This window comes from Desulfotomaculum sp. 1211_IL3151 (assembly GCF_036763075.1).
In the GTDB taxonomy this organism is placed as follows: domain Bacteria; phylum Bacillota; class Desulfotomaculia; order Desulfotomaculales; family Desulfotomaculaceae; genus Desulfotomaculum.
On record NZ_JBAIYV010000011.1, the window covers coordinates 1 to 19,806 of the forward strand.

Below are 19,806 nucleotides of genomic sequence, written 5' to 3' on the forward strand. Positions count from 1 at the left end.
ATTAAACAATTCATGGATTGTGTGAAAGTACCCTTTGTATGGTATCAACTTGATTCCTTTGACAACGACCCTGTAAAGTTTTTCGAATATTTAGTAAAGGGCCTCGTGACAGCTTTACCAGATTTTCGGGTTATTTTACCCGAGTTTAACCCGGAAGATATAAAGGCCGATAAAAAATTTTATAGACTAATGGTTTCTATTATTAACGAACTAGAAAATAAAGCGAATAATGGACTGATTATTGTTTTTGATGATTTACATTCGCTAAAAGAGACAGATGTATTAGAGTTTATAGAATATTTTATTAGTTATATTCCGAGTACAGTCCATGTCATCATTTCCTGTAGGTATCAACCAAATTTTTATCTGTTAAACCTCAAGGCCAGTGGGAGTATCGTAGAAATAAACCAGCAGGACCTGAAATTCACGTCAACAGAAACTACTATGTTATTTAATGTAACAGATGAGTGCTGTTTTGATGAAGAATATCTCGCAGCAGTTCACGGTAAACTGAGCGGCTGGGCTTTGGGTTTAAAGCTCTTTAAATTGGCATTTAGAGATGCATTGGATCAATCAACGGATACTGCATTATTAAAGGCCAAGCATGAAATATTTGACAACATCTTCAACGAGTTATATATGGGTCTCCCACCGGAAATTCAAAAATTTTTACGGTATACTTCCGTACTCGAAAACATGACGCCGGGGGCCTGTAATTATATGCTTGAAATACAGGATGCTGGGAAGAAGTTAAAATATATTGAGAAGAAAAACCTCTTTATTACAGTTACAGGTTCGGGGGACAAGATTTCATACAGGTATCATGATGTTTTTAAGGAATATTTAGTTAGTTTGATTGAAAATAAAAATGAAGTCTATGCCAAAGCTGGCCACTACTATTTACAAAGTGCGTCCAATGAACAAGCAGTAGAATGTTTCAGATTAGCCAATCATGATTTCATGCTGATTAAAGCGATCGAACAGACAGGAGAGCAAATGCTTCAACAAGGAAGATTAAAGACTGTCGAAGCTTGGCTTTCCGTACTGGAGGAAAGGGGGCTTTTAAACAGTCCAGTATTAATCATGCTAAAAGTAGAGCTTCTGTCTTATAGCGGAAGTTTTGGTGAGGCAGGGGACTGGATTAATCAAGCCTTCAATTTATTCAAGGAGACTGGCGACAAAGAAAGGTTGGTGAGAACAGCAATCCACAAGGCCAGGATTCTTAGGTATCGAGTTTCCTTTTCAGAAAGTACAAAATTTATAGACCGCTTTATGGAAGCTACAGAAGAAATTCCGGATATGTATAGACTGGAAATAGCTGCTGAAAAGGTTTACAATCAATGGCTGACGGGAAATATAACGGCAGCCATCGAAACGGCAAAATTAGCCCTAAGCCATAAAGAAAGCCGGAAGAATGAGAAAGCAGCGGCAAGACTTTCCAAGTATATGGCTGTTTTATACAGCCTGCGAGGGAGTTACTCCACTGCGTTGGAGCTTTATCAACAGATTTTAGATTCCTGCCAGGGCAATGAGGATACCCTCGAACAGGGGTCCATTCCACTGTATATGTCCTGTATATACAGAGAACGGGGCGATCCGGCAAGGGCACTTGATATGATGAAACGATCGTTGGACAGGAAACAAAGGGTCGGTTTTACCGAGGATTTGCATCTGATTTATTTCAATATAGCAATTACCTTACTCGGTTATGGGGAACTGCGAGAAATTGACCACTACTGCCGGCTAGCACAGGATGCTTTTAAACAAGCCGGAGGACAGCTTACATATTATGAAATGATGCTGAAAGCTTTTCAAAGTGCAATTTTAACATATTTTAAGGGAGAAGCTTCCCAAGAGGCAGAATCTTTGATGGAAAAAACGGTTAGTACTCTTAATAATGAATCGAAGTATCTGCTGGTTTATATAACATCTTATTTCGTCATTTATTATCTTAAATACAAACAGCATGAGAAGGCCAATGGGCTATTAAAACTGGTTCTAGCTGTGGAAGAAGCCAGCGGACTTAAATCTCAAGTAGCCATTCTCTATGGTCTAAAGGCCGTGGTCTTAAAAGAAAAAGGTGACCAAAAAGGTGCAATTGCATTTACTAAACAAAGTTTAGAGCTGGCTGCGGCTGAACGGTATGAAAGGTTTTTTCTGACCTTTCCAGAGCTGTTTCCCTGCCTGGAAACTGCTTTTGTAAATGGGATCGAACAGGAATTTGTAGAAAAAATAATTTCCCGTTTTGATGCGCGGTTCATGCCACTGCTTTTAAACTTACTAAAGCATCCAGACACCAAAGTCCGCGGCAAGGTGGTAAAGCTGATAAAAAGCGGTAATTACGGGCCAATACGAAAGGAAATAGAGTTGCTTTTCTTTGATCCCGATATACGGGTGAGAGACACGGGGTTTGCTTTATTAAAAGAGATGGCTGCAGAAGAGGAACAAAGGACAAAACTTTTTATTCGTTGTTTAGGAAACCTAAAGGTGTACCGATACGATGACTGGAACAATCCCTTGGTTTGGCGCACATCAAAAGCAAAGGAGCTTTTTGCCTATCTCTTGCACTGGCAAGAACAACCTGTTTTAACCGAAAGGATTTTGGCCGACCTATGGCCGGATACCAATATTGATAAAGCCCGCAATCTTTTTCATACAAATCTGACACATGTAAAAAAACTTCTAAAACAGTGTGGGCTTAAAGATAATTTGCAGAAGCACCAAACTGGATATGCACTGGCTGCTCGGGGCATGGTCTGTGATCTTTGGCTGCCTAATGTCGGTGGATGCAGCGGTGTATATCTTGAGGATATCTATTCTGACTGGCCGGAGGTCAGGCGATTAGAACTGGAGCAATAGGTTCATTTAGCTTCCTCTACAGGAAGATATTTATCGGGGCACGGGATGTGCCCTTTTTTGTTTTGCAAAACAGCAATAATCACCGAAAATTGAGCACGGATTTAATATTCTGTTTTCTATAATTTACATATAATTAATGTGCGCGAAGTAGCTCCGTGTTTCTCTGCATCTTGTGGTCTTCTTAGCGTATGTATTTCCGGGAAAACAGTTCAAGTGAAAATTGTAAAATGAAAAATGGAAGGGCGTGTAACAGTTTTTTAATTGGCTCGTGCCCTGACAGGCTGGCAGGCGCAATTGAAAGTAAAGTCTTGTTTGGAAAATGTTTGGAGATGCGATGTAAAATTCTCTTAGGAAAAAAGCCCCATAATGATGAACGATCTGAATGTAAGTGTATGGTGCTGCTAAGTTTGTTACCTAAAATTGGATGGTGGCAAAAGTTGAAATTTACAGTCTCAACCACAGATAAGGCACGAATAAAAATATTATTGCTGGCACTGACCCTGCTGGTGGTAATTATGACCTATACAGGAATCCTGAACTACATGACTTATGCAGATAATTATAAAAAATCCCTGGTAACCACTTATTCTGTTGCCGGCAATGAGTTAGTTAGGAAAATAGAATATGCCTTATATTACGGGAAGTCGCTGGAAAATTTTTACGGCATGAGCGATACCTTAAAGGAGTTAAAAGAAATTGTTAAAGAGGTTGAGCAAGTCAATATCATTTCGCCCGATGGGGAGATCCTATATGATTTGAACGGTTTTGCAACGAATAAAACATTGCCTGAGGAGTTGCTAAAAACAGCTTTTTTTCAGCAGGGGATGATAAATGATAAATGCAGCTACCAGTCATTCGCAGGGAAGCATTATATATTCCTAAAGATTTTTGGCCCTGATGCAAAAGCTATTGCTGCCTTGGAAATGGTTTTTCCAAAGGAATTATTTCAAAACTCGATCGATAAAAACCAAAAGGAATTAGTTGTATATTTGGGTGGAGTAGTCTTAATAGCATTTTCTTTATTATACCTACTTCTATTAAAGACCAACCTTTTAACCACAGACAGTAAGGTAAATAGGAAAAGGATTTTTATTACTTTTATTGCAGTTTTAAGTTCGGTTCAGTTGTTGTATTGCGGCCTTAACTATCATCTTTTTAAAAAGGCCTATGTCAACTTGGCCCTGCAAAGTAAAGGCTTTGTCGAGATCACGGTGGCCCAAAACATAGAAAAGGTTTACCGCATGGGGATCAGCTTGGAAAATGTGGACGGGGTAGAAGAATATTTGGAAAACATTAAGGCCGGGCTGCCATTAATTGAAAGCATCGATGTTATAAAGCCAGGCAGGGGTGCGGCGGAAGTTGTGCTTGATCCAGCTAATTCCCTTGAGGTTGCCCAGGTTAGAGCCAGTATTTCCTCTGCTTATATTGAACGGCTGATGTTCAAAATTTTGCTGGACATGATAACTGTCTTGGTGATTTCTTTCCTTTTTATGATTGAATTGACCCTATTGGCAACCATCTTAATGAGGAGAACCAGCTCCCAGGGAGAACAGGAGCTGTTTAAACCACCTCTTCTGCATGCTTCCGAGTTAATCAGAGGGTTAATATTTACTGTTAATATTTGCGTTTTTATGTCTATTACCTTTGTTCCCATCGTGATGCAAAAGTTAGATCAACCCCTGCTGGGCTTACCCCGGGACGTGGTGCTGGGGCTGCCAATTTCTGCTGAAATGCTGGGAGGTATCCTGGCCATTTTAGTGGCCGGGTTACTGATAGATAAAAAGGGCTGGAGAAAAATTTTTTATACCGGCGCAGTATTGATCGCAGTGGGAAATTTGTTTTCGGGGCTAAGCTCCAGTGCGATTCTTTTTATTTTTTCCAGAACCCTAGCCGGCCTGGGCATTGGCTTTATCTTAATGGCTTTGCGCAGTTTAGCGGTCTCCTTGCCGGAAAGAAATATTGCCATTGCAGAGTTTTCTGCTGGTTCCATAGCTGGATTAAATTGTGGTGCAGTTATCGGGGGCATGTTGGCCGACAGAATTGGCTATCAGCCTGTTTTTTGCTTATCTGCAGCCATGGTGCTCTTTTCCTGTGTTTACGTAAACAGGTTAATGGCAGGTTTAGAAATTGGGTGCAGGGTTACCAGTGAAATCTCTGCCTGGCATAAGTTTATCAATTTTATATCCGACAGAAGTGTCCAGGTATTTTTGTTGTTGATATTCGCTCCCTTCTTTATTGCCGGAACATTTCTGGATTATTACTTCCCATTGTTTGCCAAAGGACATGGTCTCTCCCAAGGGGACATCAGCCGGGCTTTCTTGTTAAACGGCTTGTGCATCATATACCTTGGCCCGGTTTTAACCAAGTTTGTGACCCACTTCGGGGATAAAAAAGGGATTGTGGCTTCTTTGTGCGTGTGTGCTTGTGCGTTGGCGGCTTTTACCCTTTGGGGCACCATTCCCGCAGCTATTGTAACAGTTATTCTACTGGGTATTGCCGAAAGCTTCGGGGTGGCCATGCAGACAAGTTATTTTTTAAACCTAAAAACAGTTAAAAACTTGGAGATAAGCAAAGCCATTGCCTATTTTAGTGTAATGGTCAACGCCAGCAGGATGGTTGGTCCTATTATTTTTGGTTTCACCCTAGCCCTGGATCTGAGAATGGGAATGGGGTTGATAGCTGGGATTTTATTTATTTTGCTGATCATATTTATGCTTATACCTCATAGATACCATGAGCAAAGCCAATAAAAAGGGGAAATGGGGGCGGTGATATGAATAGGATTACCAAAATACTGTTGATTTGCCTTTTTTTATTATCTACAATAACTGGCTGTTTTAGTGCAGATTTGGCTAAACAAAGAGCAAAACAGGCTGGCAAAGGAGCTAGCATTATGATTGGAGTTCCTGTTCCCCGTGAATTTACCGAAAAAAATACCGGCTTTTTAAAGGGTCTAACCTTAGCCCTTGAGGATATTAATGCCAAGGGCATAAATGGTAAAAAAATTCAGTTGGAAATTGCGGATGATCAGGCGGTTTTTAAAGATGCTGTGGACATCGCTCAAAAATTTTCCCAAAACACCCGCATGACGGCAGTAATCGGTCACTGGTACTCAGATATTTGTATTCCGGTGGCAGCTATCTATGAAAAAGCTGGCATGTTGGACATCGTGCCCACCGTATCGAACCCTGAACTGACGGAAAATAATTTCCGGTACGTCTTTCAAAACATACCCAGTGATAAAAAAGTGGCAGAAAAGTTGTGCCGGTATGCTTTGCAGCAGGGGTATAAGAAGCTGGTCATTTATTATGAAGATAGCTCCTATGGGCGGAACCTGGCCGATGCCTTTGAAAGAGAAGCAGAAGCGAAGGACATGAAAGTTATTGATAGAAGTTCAGGCCTGGTAAGTGATGTAGACCTTAAAAAGGCCCATGATAAATGGCAGGCCTTGGATTTTGATGCTGTCTTCCTGGCCTTGAATATGCCCGAAGGTGCACTGTTCATTAAAGAAATCAGAAAAGTTAATCCAAGCATCCCTATTTTATCCGGCGATGGTCTGGATGTACATGAATTTATCGGAACCCTGGGAAAGGATAGCGAGGGTGTGGTCATTGCCACCATATCGAACCCCCATAATGAAAAACCTGAATTTAAGAAATTTGCCAACCGATATAAGCAGAGGTATGGTGAAGAACCAGATGTATGGGCTGTACAGGGCTATGATTCACTTCAACTAATTGCACAGGCAATTGAACAAACGGATAGCTGCTCACCGGCGGTGTTGGCTGCCTATCTACGGGATATGGAAAGCATGAAGCTTATTTCAGGTGATATTTCTTTTAACGAGGACGGGGAAATTCAGGGCAGAGAAATATATATGAAAAAAGTAGTGAAAGGCACCTTTGAATATCTTGATTAACCATAACAACCGGAGGGGGTAATGGCATTATGGCTGAAAATAAGGTTTTTCGAAAAGTATCCCTGGATCGCCTATCTTCACCGGAGGAGTTGGATCAGCGCCTAACAGTTACATCGCCGATGGGTTGGCTGGCCTGCCTGGCTATTATTCTACTGGCTGCAGCCGGCATTATTTGGGGTATATTCGGGAAAATACCTGACAAGGCCATGGGTGAAGGAATTATTATTTCCAGCGGCGGTGTTACGAATGTAATTTCCCAGGTCGATGGACATATAACCGATGTCAAGGCCCAGGAAGGTGATTACGTCAAAAAGGGAGATGTCATTGCCAGGGTAGAACAAACGGAAATTGTCGATAAAGTAAATCAACTTAAAGAGGATTTGGAAGTTATCAAAAATTTGGACACGGATAACCCCCGGACAGCAGCTAATAAGCTAAATTTAAATGTTTATGGGCAAATAATTGAAAATATTGAGGATATGGAATACGCCAGGACAAACCTTGACGTTCAGAGAGCAAATTTAACATCTGCACATAAAAGTCAGGCTATCAATCTGGAGCAGGCTAAATGGGAACTGGAGCAGGCAACGTTGCAGCTGGAAAAGGACAAGGATCATTATGAAAAATCAAAATACCTGTTTGAGCATGCTGCGTTATCCCAACAAGAATTCACAGATGCTGAGCGTAATTTTATATTGAGCGAAGCAGCTTTACAAAACAAAAAAGAGAAACTGCAGAATCTAATAGCGGAGGCCAATGTATTACCTCGGTCACAAGTTCTACAGGCTGAGCAGAATTTAGATGTATTAAAACAAAAGCTCAAGGATACCAGGTTGTTAATGGAAAAGGATTTGGAAAAACAAATTGCCAGGATGCAGTTGGAGCTTATAAATAGTAGTGAGATCACTGCTGATGTTTCCGGACGTGTTGTGGAGTTACAGGTTAAAAAAGGTGGAATGCTGGGAGCCGGCAACAGTGTTTGCAGTATTGCCAGACAGGAAAAAGAAGCAGAATCGCTGACAGTGGTAATATACATGCCTGTGGAGCAAGGAAAAAAAGTACGGCCTGGTATGGCGGTCAACATTTCACCCAGCACAGTTAAAAAAGAAGAGGATGGCTTTATGCTGGGAAACGTGAAGTCAGTTTCCGAATATCCAGCCAGCAGTCAGGGCATGATGCTTACCCTGGGCAACTCGGAACTGGTAAATCGATTGACGGGTCAGGGTTCGCCCATAGAGATTAGGGTGGAATTGGTAAGGGATAGCAATACAGTTAGCGGATATAAATGGTCCACACCCGAGGGGCCGGAAATGATCATTGATAGTGGTACTTTGTGTTTGGGAGAAGTTAAGGTAAGTGAACAGAGGCCCATCAGTATGGTTATTCCCTTTATAAAAAGGATATTGCCTATTTAATTAAGCGCTTCAATATTGGGGTGATTGCCTTGAAAAAAAAAGGTGAGATAAAAAAGGTTCCGTCTATTTTACAAATGGAAGCAGTGGAATGCGGTGCTGCATCCCTGGCCATGATTTTTGCCTATTATAAAAAATATCTCTCCCTAGAGCAACTTCGGGTTGATTGCGGGGTTACCCGGGACGGTGTAAAAGCAGTCAATATACTCAAGGCCGCCCGGAGACACGGATTTGATGCCAAAGGCTTTCGCAAAGAACCGGAAGGTCTGAAGGAGATGACCTTGCCTGCCATTATTCACTGGAACTTTAATCATTTTGTTGTTCTTGAGGGGTTTAGTGAAGGCAAGGTTTATATTAATGATCCAGGCAGTGGGCCTAAGGTGATTTCAGAAGAAGAGTTTGATCTATCCTTTACCGGAGTAATCTTGACCTTTCAACCCGGGCCAGATTTTCAACCCAGCGGTCAAAAAAGTAACTTTTTAGACTCTTTAAAAAACTGGGTCAAGGGTTCTCAAACAACACTGGTTTATCTGGTTGTTATTGGATTATTAATGGTTATACCGGGGCTCATTGTTCCTGCCTTTGCCAAGATATTTATTGATAATATTTTACTGGCCGGCAAGGAAGACTGGCTTAAACCTTTACTTTGGGCTATGGGCACAGTGGTTGTTTTACAGGCTGCCCTTACCTGGCTGCAGCAGTATTACCTACTGCGAATGGAAACAAAAATAGCCCTGACCAATGCGGGAAAATTCTTTTGGCATATTTTCAGACTGCCGGTGCTCTTTTTTCAACAGAGATCCGCCGGTGATATTTCCAACAGGATGCAAAGCAATGACCAGGTAGCTGCCTTTTTATCAAGGGAATTGGCCGAAACTGTCATCGGTATGATAACTCTGATCTTTTATTTAATTGTGATGTTGCAGTACAGTGTGTACTTGACCCTTATTTCCCTAGTTATTGGTGGCATAAGTATTGTCTATCTGATTTATTCGTCCAATAAGATCGAAACGATGAATAAAAAACTGTTGCAAGATAAAGGTAAGGTGATGGGTTTTTCTATTTCCGGCTTATATATTATTGAGACCTTAAAGGCAACTGGTTCTGAGTCGGACTTTTTTGCAAAATGGTCAGGTTACCATGCCAAGGAGATTAATGCCCAGCAGAAGTTAGGCCGAACCACGCAAATCCTATTTCACCTGCCAAATTTCTTAGCGGAGTTTGCCGATGTCATTATCCTGTTTGTGGGTGGGATTATCATTATTAACGGCAACCTGACCATTGGTTCCTTAATTGCTTTCCAGGGTTTGCTGGCCAGTTTCATGAATCCGGTCAACAGTTTGACCCAAATGGGTATGAGGATTAAGCAGGTTCAGGGGGATATCAACCGACTGGAGGATGTTTTTAAATACAAAGTTGATGAAAATGTCAACCGAGAGATAACAGTCAACAACGAAGAGGACAATTATAAAAAGCTGGAGGGATATATAGAGATCCAGGATCTAACCTTTGGCTATAACCCCTGGGACCCTCCATTAATTGAAAACTTTAACCTTACATTAAAGCCTGGTTCCCGGGTGGCACTGGTAGGTGGTTCCGGCAGTGGAAAAAGTACCGTGGCCAGGTTAATTACAGGTATTTATCAGCCATGGTCTGGGAAAATTCTGCTGGATGGCGTGAATAAAGACCAGCTTCCACGGAGTGTAATAACGAATTCGTTAGCTGTGGTTGACCAAGATATCACGATGTTTGATGGGACTATTAGAGAGAATCTCACCATGTGGGATGCTACGATACCGGAATTTGAGCTTATACGTGCTGCCAAGGATGCCTGCATCCATGATGTTATTTCTACCAGGGATAAAGGATACGAGTACAGGGTACGTGAAGGCGGCGCGAACTTTAGCGGCGGACAGAGGCAACGATTCGAAATTGCCAGGGCTTTAACCGGCAACCCTGCGATCTTGATACTGGACGAAGCAACCAGTGCCCTGGATGTGCAAACGGAAAAGATGGTTGATGAAAACATTCGCCGGCGCGGCTGTACCTGCGTGATTGTTGCCCATCGTTTGAGTACAATTCGGGATTGTGATGAAATAATCGTCATGGATAAAGGAAAAATTGTTCAGCGCGGTACCCATGAGGAAATGAAAAACACCGGCGGGCCTTACGCTGAGCTAATAAATGCCAGTTAGTACTACAGCAGTATCAGAGCAAATGGGGGTTGGACCGTGGACATTTTATTGGACTTGGAATTTAACGAGATAAGGGCTGAGGGCAACAACCCTTTAATCCTTGATGCCGGTAAAATGTGGGTTGTTAAAAACGGACAAATTGATATATTTGTTGCCAAGGTTGCAGCCGGTAATACAATTGGCCGCAGAAGATATTTGTTTACCTGTGCAAAAGGGGACATCCTTCTGGGAAATGAGCCCATTGTCAGGGAGCAGGAGCAGTACAGGTTACTGGCCGTGGGGAGCACGGGAACCAGTTTGCTGGAGACTGAATTTTTGCAGTTATTTAATGTGACTATTGGTGAAAATATCAAATTTCTAATGGATCTATTAGAAAAATGGGTCAGGCATTGGGACGGTACTGGTATTAAGGAAAAACCCCAGTTTGAACTGGCTACTACACGAAACGCTATACTGGATGCCATTGTTGAGTTTAATAAAGCAGCTTTTAACCAGGTTGTGGAACTATATATTACTGAAAAAAAGCAAGAATTATTAAGGAATAAACTAAAAAAAGAAAAAGATGATTATTTCATGGGTGCCGGTTTGCGCAAGCTGGCCAACTCAATGAAGCGGCAAAAAGAACCCACTGCAACTGAACAGGAATTTTCGGTGGATAATTTGCTGTTCAGGGCTTGTGCGGCGGTGGGCAGGGCTAAGAATATAAAAATTGTCCCTTCCAACGAGCTCAAAAAAGGAAACCCAGCGTCAAAGGATCTACTGGGGGATATCGCTAGATCATCCCAGATTAGAATAAGACAAATTATTTTAAAAGACCGATGGTGGCAAGAGGATAACGGTGCTTTGCTGGTTTACAAAGAAGAAGACGGGCGACCGGTGGCATTATTGCCACTGTCGCCGACAAAGTACGAGTTATACGACCCTTTCGACGAGACCAAGGTCGTTGTCGATGACAGTGTAGCCGGTTCTCTTAAGCCCCATGCCTATACCTTTTATCGTCCCCTTCCCCAAAAGGTCATCGGTTATAGTGATTTGCTTAAATTTTTAGCTGGTGGGATTTGGCAAAGGGATCTTACGATGCTTTTGACCATGGGTATTTTGGGGGGATTATTGGGCATGCTGACCCCCGTGGTGACGGGAATAATTTTTGACAGTGTGATCCCAGACGGTGAAAGGGTACTATTGACCCAAATCGGTTTTTTGCTTATGTCAATAGCAGCAGCTACCTTTGCTTTTAACCTGACCCGGGCCTTTGCCATGCACCGGATGGAAGGAAGAACAGAGTCTGACTTGCAAGCAGCTATCTGGGATAGGTTATTAAATCTGCCTGTACCCTTTTTTAAGAATTACACCGCCGGTGAACTGGCAGGGCGGGCTATGGGCATCAGCCAGATCAGGAGTATCCTGTCTGGTGCCGTTGCCAACACGGTTATCTCAAGTATTTTCTCAGTTTTTTATTTTTTATTATTGTTTTACTACAGCTGGAAACTGGCTCTTATTTGTACGGGTATTGTCTTATTCGTGATGTCTATCTCCCTCTTATTCGGCTATTTACAAATTCGCTATGAACGACAATTGGTGGATTTGAGAAATAACCTTTCAGGGAAGATTTTTAATTTGCTCAGCGGCGTAAGCAAAATAAAAACATCCGGAGCAGAAAAGAGGGCCTTTCATAATTGGGCTGAACAATTCAGCCAGATTAGGGATATTACCTATCAAAAGGAAAGCCTGGGCAATAAGTTAGTTGTTTTTAATTCAACTGTTAATGTTATCGCAACGGGGATAATTTTTTATGCCCTGATAAAAATGCAAAATGTAGAACTGGTGGCAGGTGAATTTATCGCCTTTAACTCGGCCTTTGCAAAATTTCTAAGTTCGATGCTGCAAATATCAAATGTGGTGTTACAGCTCAATATTATCAAGCCCTTATACGAAAGAACAAAGCCTATTCTGGTAACCTTGCCCGAGTTTGACCTGGAAAAAGCGGAGCCCGGTGAACTTCAGGGCAATATAGAGGTTAGCCATGTCAATTTCCGCTATGAAAAAGACAGTCCCTTGATCTTAGACGATGTCTCACTGGAGATAAGGCAGGGGGATTATGTGGGAATTGTGGGGCCTTCGGGCAGCGGCAAATCTACCTTGTTCAGGGTACTATTGGGCTTTGAGAAGCCGGAATCCGGACAGGTTTATTATGATCAACAGGATCTGGAAAATGTTGATATACGGGGCATTCGCCGTCAACTGGGGGTGGTTCTCCAGGGCGGTCAATTAATGTCCGGCAGTATATTTGATAACATCATCGGTGCAAACCCCGGTTTAACCATTGATGATGCCTGGGCAGCGGCCCGTATGGCCGGTATGGAAGAGGACATTAAAGGTATGCCCATGGGGATGCACACCATGGTCAGTGACAGTGGCGGCACACTCTCCGGGGGACAAAAACAGCGGCTATTAATTGCCCGGGCCATCATTTCCAAGCCTAAGATTGTTTATTTTGATGAAGCTACCAGTGCCTTGGATAATAAAACCCAAAGGATCGTTAGTGATAGCTTAGCCAGACTAGATGCAACGCGAGTCGTCATTGCCCACAGATTGAGCACAATTGCCGAATGCAACAAGATCATTGTTTTGGATCGGGGACGGGTGATCGAATCTGGCACCTATGATGAGTTGTTTGAACAAAACGGTGTATTTACTCAGTTAGCTAAAAGACAACTGGCTTAGTTTTCGAGGGGGTGGGACCATGCAAGGACAATTGTTATTTCTACGGGAGAATCATTTCGAACATACCAGTGATAAGTCCTGGGAAGAGATACCCTTGCAGGATGAACTTTTTGTCCGGGATTGGAAGGAATATATAAACGATATTTCTCAACAGGGCTTTATCGCTTCGTTATCAAAAAGATTGGTGCAGCTTAATTTTCCGGTAAGGGAAGGAATGAGCCAAAATTCCAATTACCAGTTGGCAACCAGGAGAGGGGCAGACATCTCTAAAATGCCTGAAACAACGAAGGTTGAACTGAAAGAGCCTGGCCATATTGAGGTGTATCTTTATCAAACATGGGCCGGCAGAATACCGGTAATACAGGTCAGTAACAGGAGTGATTTTGAGACCTTCGTGCGTGTGTTTGCTCACCGGAATGAACCGGTACCGATACCACCTTCCATGGGAGCCTGTATGATAAAAGGCTATAACAATTGGGATCGGGTAAAAAATTACAAGGAAAAATGGCAGAGAGATAACTCTTATAAAGAAAACGCAGATTTATTGTGGCAACTGGCATTTGAAAAGATGAAATCCCAAACGGAATTTTACAGGGATACCTTTTTAATCCTAAGCGACAAGGAATACAGCAATGTCCCCGCCAAGCTGCTGGGTATTGCCGATGCAGAGTGGCGGCGATTATCCTTGCTGCTTCGCCGGGAACATGAGGCCACTCACTATTGCACCCTGCGGTTTTGGGGCTCGGCCCGCAATCATTTATTGGATGAGCTGATTGCCGATTATATGGGCCTGGTTGCTGCCACAGGCAGTTATAAGGCCCAATGGTTTCTCTGTTTTATGGGTTTAGAAGATTATCCTGCCTTCCGCACCGGGGGTAGACTGACGAATTATTTAAAGGACAGGGAGTTATCAAGTAGTGCCTTTGAGGAATTAAAGTCTTATATCCATCAGGCAGCCCATAACCTGGAAGTGTTTAGTAACAAATATGCCCCCATTGTCTATCAGGGTGAGGGAAAATATCAGATGCTGTTAGCCATGGCCAAGTTGAATTTAATTGAGTTGGCATCAGAAGATATGGAGAAAAAATTACTCGATAGATTTGGAGGCCTTTTTGGGGGAGGTGCACAAAATTGAGTTTAGACCGTACACCTGTACAGGAAGCGCAATTGGATGTATCGGATGACTTTTCTGAAATATATAATAAATATTTTCCAAGGCTTTACAAGTACATCCTTTATAGGGTGGGTGACCTTAATACCGCAGAGGATCTGGTTAGTGATGTATTTGAAAAGGCACTGGCAAAATACAACACTTACTGCCCGGATAAAGGTAAGTTAAGTACCTGGCTATTTACCATAGCGAACAATACCATAACTAATTATTTTAAAAAGAAAAACCAGGATACAGAGCTAATTGATCTTAATCATGTAGAAGCAAGAGATCGGCTGGAGGACTTGATTATTGACCGGGAACTAAAAGCAGTTCTTCTGAAGTCAATGGCGTATCTGAATGACAGGCAGAAAAACGTAATTGCTCTAAAATTTGGGGCCTGCTTAACCAATCGTCAAATCGCTCAAATGATGAATATAACAGAAAGCAATGTTGGAACCATTATCTTCAGATCCTTAAAAAAATTAAAGGATGTATTGAAGGAACAAAATATTATTTATTGATCAAAATTGTGATTAGAGGTGTAACCAATGAATGATAAAAATTCCTTGGAGTCATTTGTTTCAGATATAGACAGAATAGTTTTTGGGGAGTTAAGTGTTCAGCTTGAGAGGGATGATTGTGATGATGAGTACAAGGAATTATTATTCCTTGCTCAGATGCTGGTGCAAGCAGATTATTCCCAGGAAAGCCAGGGACTGGTAAAAAAGGTGATCTCGAAAGTGCAGAAAAACGACGAAATGGCAGATGATGAGCTGGATATGGTTGCCGGCGGGGTGAATATGAACAAAATGACAGATGAACAAGGGAAAAAAGGTGGCCTATAGGCTGGGAGTATCACTAGGGGCTGATGTATAAATACTTCCATGCCGTTAACAGCATGTCATGCTGAGCGACAGCGAAGGATCTGGGAGCTAACCTTCCAATGCAGGAAAGATCCTTCGCTATCGCTCAGGATGACATAGGTTTATGGAAGCCCAAAAAGGCTGACAGCTGACGGCTGATGACTGATGGCTAAAAGCCCAAGGCCCATGGCCCACGGCTCATGGCTATTTTCAGAATAGCTGATGCAACCTAGGTGCCTGGCTCTCGCCGCAGCAAATTCCTTCAAACTAAGATAACCCTACAAGCGGGCAAGTGCCTGGCACCGTCGAATGACTGTAAAATTAACTAAATAGTGCAAAAAGCATGTGATACCTTTCAGCTTTGGTTGTATAAGAAAGTAGCAACTTAATTACTGGGTATGCTGTAGTTTAGTTAATAACTGAGGCAGGTTCGGGTTTTTCCCGGAATAATAATAAGAGGAGGCTAAAAGTTATGGAATCAACTGTTTTAACAACCTATGAACTGAACCAACTAATTGGCAAAAAAGTCGGTGAGAATGAGGAATTTCGTCTGGCACTATTAAATGATCCCATCGCAGCACTGGAAAAGGAATTTGCGGTGAAGTTTCCCGAGAATATTAAAGTGGAACTGCACGTGGAAAGCAGTAATGTGCTGCACCTAATTATTCCGGCTGCAAATACCGACGAATTGACGGATGATCAACTGGTAGATGTAGCGGGTGGTATGATAAACCCGGGAAGTATGGTGGTTGCATATGGGATAACACCTGGTATCTGGAATTGGCCTAAGTGGTAGAAAAAACCATGATGCTTGGTAAACCAGTAACGGCGGTCTGGGAAATAACCATGGGCTGTAACATGAGGTGCAAGCACTGCGGCTCCGGCTGCAGTACTGCCCTCCCGGGGCAATTATCCACCGAAGAAGCCCTCAAAGTATGTGATGAATTAGGGGCAATGGGACTCCAATGGGTAACTATTTCCGGCGGCGAACCTACCACCAGGGATGACTGGCCTTTGATCGCGGCAAGGTTGCATAAAAATGGTGTGATTCCCAACATGATTACCAACGGCTGGCTATTTGATGAAGGGATATTGGAGCTGGCCATTCATGCCGGCGTGGGAACCATTGCCTTTAGTGTGGATGGCCTGAAGGAAACCCATGATTTCATACGCAGGGAAGGTTCCTTTGTGAGAATCATGCAGGCCATGGAATTATGCCGCTCCAGGGAGATAGACGTAAAGGCCATCACAACTATCAATAAGATGAATCTGGGTGAGTTAAAGGAGCTTAAGAAACAACTGGTGCTGCGTGGCGTCAAGGGTTGGCAGGTACAGATGGGATTTCCCATGGGCAACATGGCCAACCACAGCGGCATGGTAATAGAGCCGGGAGATATTGATACTGTAATTGATTTAGCCTACCAGTGCATGGTGGAGTCTTCCATCGAAGTTATATTGGGGGACTGCCTTGGCTACTTTAATCTAAAAGAAATCGAATTATTCAAGAAAAGATGTGGGGGCACCTACTCCCGGCAGGGATGTACCGCAGGCAAATACACCTTTGGGATACTTCATAATGGTGATATTTTAGGCTGTACCTCCATCCGGGATAAAGAATTTATAGAAGGTAATATCAGACAGACCCCCTTAAAAGATATTTGGGAAAACCCGAACCATTTTAGTTGGAACCGCAACATGAAGAAAGAAAGCCTGGCAGGTTTTTGTCAAAAATGCCGGTTTGGGGATCGGTGCCTGGGTGGCTGCTCCAATAGCAAACTGACCATCGGGGGAAGTGTTTATGCTGAAAACCAGTATTGTTCTTATAATTATGCCAATAAAAAAAGAATTAAGCAGTACGAGCACATAAAAACCGAAGACCTTATCGCCATGGCCAGGAAATTTGCTGCAAAGGGGTATTGCCAATTAGCTGAAACAGCCCTCTTTGTAGTCCTGCAAAGAGCTGGTACGGAAAGTAATGTGAATTTATTAAACCTTTATGGCTACGTCAGTTTTAGGTTGGGTAATTACCATGTTGCACTGAAAGCAAATGACAAAGTACTTCAACTGGAGCCCAATGAAGTTTATGCCCTTAAAGGAAAAGGGCTATGTCTTTCGCGCTTAGGCAGCCCGGAGGAAGGCATAGCACTTTTAAGGAAAGCAGTGTCCTTAACGGATGAAAACTTTATGGATCCTTATTTAGACCTGGCCATTGTATTGTCCGAAAACGGTCATCAAGAGGAAGCGATTTCCGTTATTGAACAGGGCCGGCAAAGGTCGCAGCAATTTGTGGCGCAAAGTCAAAAATTATATCAGCAATTAAAGGGACTCGGTTAAATAATATATCAAATTGCTTCAACCTTTGGGGTGACGAGATGATTGAACAGGGAAAAATAATAAATCAACGGGATTTACAAGTTAACCCCTGCGTAATTAGGATGCTTGATACGAATGATCTGCCTCAACTAATGGCTTTACAGGATTTTGTTTTAAGTTTAATGAAAAGCAGGAGTTTTTGTGTGCCTTTGTCCCCGGAAGAACATTATCAGATCATGAGCGGCAGCGGAGAATCCATAGGGTTGTTTATTGGGGACAGACTTTACGCTGTATGTTCCATTTTATTTCCCGGTCACCGCGAAGATAATATGGCCCGGCAGCTTAATTTCAATGATGAAGAATTGCTTGGTGTGGCCCAGCTTGAATTGTCCATGGTTCATCCCGATTTGCGGGGAAATAATTTGCAAAAGAGGATGGCGGATATACTAGCCCGGCGAGCAAAAAAGAATTACAGATATTTGTTTACCACGGTATCACCCTATAACTATCCCAGCATTAAAACAGTTACCTCCATGGGTCTTCATATTGCCAAGTTATGTAATATGTATTATCGATGGGCTAGGTATGTTGTGTATAAGGATTTTATTAGACCGTTAAAGCTGGATAAAAGCAGCATCATCCAGGTGCCCAACACTTCTTTTGAAGAACAGCAGCGGTTATTTGACAAAGGTTATTTTGGTTTTTCCCAGTCTAGGGATGAGGAAGGTATCACAATCATGTTTGCCAAAAAATTGAGGAAGCAGCATTGAAAAAGACAATCATAATTTCTTTCATTGTCATTAGTTTGTTAACGATAAATTTAAACGGGCTAGTCAGCCTTAATCTTTCCCAGGCCACGGCTGGAGAAGATGAGCTTACCCCTGTTATCAGAAAAGATGGCAGCAAGTGGCGCATCGGTTATTGTGAGAGTGAGGGATTTATTACCTACTCCAAAACCTTGGTGGGAATTGTGAATGGTTTGTATGAAAGGGGTTGGCTTACTGACCTTAAAGGGTTTGAGCGGGTCAGCAACAGCAGTGATGCCAAGGAAATTTGGCAGTGGCTGGCAGCCAGGGAGGTTAGTCCTTATATTGAATTTGTTTACGATGCATTTTACAACATGAAAAATTGTGATAAGGATGCAGTTATTAAGCGTTTAAAAATGCAGCAGGATTTGGATCTCATGGTGGTGATGGGAACGGAGGCGGGTGTTGCTTTAAGCGAGGAAACCCAGGATACCAATGTTTTCGTATTTGCCGCTTCGAATGCTGTGCGTGCCGGAATTATTGATTCAGTGGAAGATTCGGGGCGTGATCACCTGTGGGCTCATATGGATCAAAGTCGCTTTGAGCGTCAGCTCAGGGTGTTTTACGATATTATGAAATTCAAAAAGTTAGGCATGGTTTACGAGGATTCAGATATAGCGAGGGTATACTCGGCGGTAGATGAGGTTGAAACCCTGGCCGCAGAAAAGGGCTTTGACGTGGTCAAGTATTATGTTGCTGAACCCCGAAATCCGGAGGATTACCAACGCTACTATCGGGAGGTTCGAGAAGCCTATGATAAGCTGGCGACCCAGGTGGATGCAATATTTGTCACAGTTGCTTCGCTGGAAAGTAACATGCTGCCCGAGTTATTTACGCCCTTTTATCAACAAAAAGTAGCAATTTTTTCCCAGTTGGGCAATGTGGAAGTTGCAAACGGGGCACTGCTGACTGTGTCTGTAATGGATGAATTAAACGTGGGACGTTTTGGCGCCGATACCCTAATCAAATATTTTCGGGGCGCCAAACCCCGGCAATTAACCCAGTCATTCCAATCTGCACCAAGGATTGTATTTAATACCAAGGCGGCCGAAAAAATAGGTTTTAAAATACCCTTTGAATTAATTATGGTTACGGATGAAGTTTACCAGGAAATCCCGGTGCAGAAGAGGTGAGAAATTAACGAATTGGTCAAAAGCCCTAGGGCTTTTTGATAAAAAAAGAAAAATAAGGAGGTTATCACATGACAGAGTCAATGAAGAGTTTTTTTGAAAAGCTGGGCAAAGATGAGGCTTTGCAGAATAAGCTGAAGGAATGCAAAAGCCCGGAGGAAGCCTTTGGGGTTGCCAAAGGTGCGGTTGATGGATTAAGCTTTGATGATTTTACTGCCACCATGAAGAAACTCAATGAGTCTCTCTCGCAAAAACAGGGTGAACTTTCCGATGCGGATCTGGGGCAAGTTGCAGGTGGCTGGAGTGATGCTGAAACAGCACAGATTGTTAGTTCTACCGTTACCGCAGCAGCACCTGCAGCTGCAGCTGCTGTTTAGCGAAACAGAAGTCGGAATAAAGGTAGGGCGGCTTGGGCCGCCCTACCTGCTTCTA

14 protein-coding genes are annotated in these 19,806 nt (G+C 42.7%); all 14 read left to right on the forward strand.

The features are described 5' to 3' along the window. Window positions 1-2,859: hypothetical protein (locus tag V6C11_RS01670; RefSeq protein ID WP_333529343.1), on the forward strand; the 2,859-nt coding region annotated here is incomplete at its 5' end. Between the two features lie 437 nt (window positions 2,860-3,296). Beyond that, on the forward strand, window positions 3,297-5,609 hold the full coding sequence (locus tag V6C11_RS01675; protein WP_333529344.1) for an MFS transporter: 2,313 nt from the start codon (window positions 3,297-3,299) through the stop codon (window positions 5,607-5,609). Between the two features lie 23 nt (window positions 5,610-5,632). Continuing rightward, a complete protein-coding gene (locus V6C11_RS01680) occupies window positions 5,633-6,778 on the forward strand; it encodes an ABC transporter substrate-binding protein (RefSeq protein ID WP_333529345.1) in 1,146 nt (381 codons plus the stop codon). A gap of 29 nt (window positions 6,779-6,807) precedes the next feature. Beyond that, window positions 6,808-8,193 carry an NHLP bacteriocin system secretion protein gene (locus tag V6C11_RS01685; RefSeq protein WP_333529346.1) on the forward strand — a complete coding sequence of 462 codons (1,386 nt, stop codon included), beginning with the start codon at window positions 6,808-6,810 and terminating at the stop codon, window positions 8,191-8,193. Window positions 8,194-8,213: 20 nt separating this feature from the next. Continuing rightward, window positions 8,214-10,385 carry an NHLP family bacteriocin export ABC transporter peptidase/permease/ATPase subunit gene (locus V6C11_RS01690; protein WP_333529347.1) on the forward strand — a complete coding sequence of 724 codons (2,172 nt, stop codon included), beginning with the start codon at window positions 8,214-8,216 and terminating at the stop codon, window positions 10,383-10,385. Window positions 10,386-10,421: 36 nt separating this feature from the next. Further along, window positions 10,422-13,109: an NHLP bacteriocin export ABC transporter permease/ATPase subunit gene (locus tag V6C11_RS01695; RefSeq protein WP_333529348.1), complete on the forward strand. Its 2,688-nt coding sequence runs from the start codon at window positions 10,422-10,424 to the stop codon at window positions 13,107-13,109. A gap of 19 nt (window positions 13,110-13,128) precedes the next feature. Further along, a complete protein-coding gene (locus tag V6C11_RS01700; RefSeq protein ID WP_333529349.1) occupies window positions 13,129-14,244 on the forward strand; it encodes a DUF7005 family protein in 1,116 nt (371 codons plus the stop codon). Next, the gene (locus V6C11_RS01705) at window positions 14,241-14,783 is read left to right on the forward strand and encodes an RNA polymerase sigma factor (RefSeq protein WP_333529350.1); all 543 of its coding nucleotides are present in this window, start codon (window positions 14,241-14,243) and stop codon (window positions 14,781-14,783) included. Before V6C11_RS01700 ends, V6C11_RS01705 begins: the two co-directional genes overlap by 4 nt. Window positions 14,784-14,810: 27 nt before the next feature. Continuing rightward, window positions 14,811-15,107: a hypothetical protein gene (locus tag V6C11_RS01710; RefSeq protein WP_333529351.1), complete on the forward strand. Its 297-nt coding sequence runs from the start codon at window positions 14,811-14,813 to the stop codon at window positions 15,105-15,107. Window positions 15,108-15,597: 490 nt separating this feature from the next. Further along, a complete protein-coding gene (locus tag V6C11_RS01715) occupies window positions 15,598-15,921 on the forward strand; it encodes an NHLP leader peptide family RiPP precursor (RefSeq protein WP_333529352.1) in 324 nt (107 codons plus the stop codon). Continuing rightward, window positions 15,915-17,459 (forward strand): radical SAM/SPASM domain-containing protein, encoded by a 1,545-nt coding sequence (locus V6C11_RS01720; RefSeq protein WP_333529353.1) that lies wholly within the window; start codon window positions 15,915-15,917, stop codon window positions 17,457-17,459. The genes V6C11_RS01715 and V6C11_RS01720 overlap by 7 nt, the downstream gene beginning before the upstream one ends. A gap of 38 nt (window positions 17,460-17,497) precedes the next feature. Further along, complete coding sequence (locus tag V6C11_RS01725; RefSeq protein WP_333529354.1) at window positions 17,498-18,208, forward strand: hypothetical protein; 711 nt, start codon at window positions 17,498-17,500, stop codon at window positions 18,206-18,208. After that, complete coding sequence (locus tag V6C11_RS01730; RefSeq protein ID WP_333529355.1) at window positions 18,205-19,377, forward strand: ABC transporter substrate-binding protein; 1,173 nt, start codon at window positions 18,205-18,207, stop codon at window positions 19,375-19,377. Before V6C11_RS01725 ends, V6C11_RS01730 begins: the two co-directional genes overlap by 4 nt. Before the next feature lie 68 nt (window positions 19,378-19,445). Then, window positions 19,446-19,751, forward strand: a complete 306-nt coding sequence (locus V6C11_RS01735) for a Nif11-like leader peptide family RiPP precursor (protein WP_333529356.1) — start codon at window positions 19,446-19,448, stop codon at window positions 19,749-19,751. The last annotated feature ends 55 nt before the right edge of the window (window positions 19,752-19,806 follow it).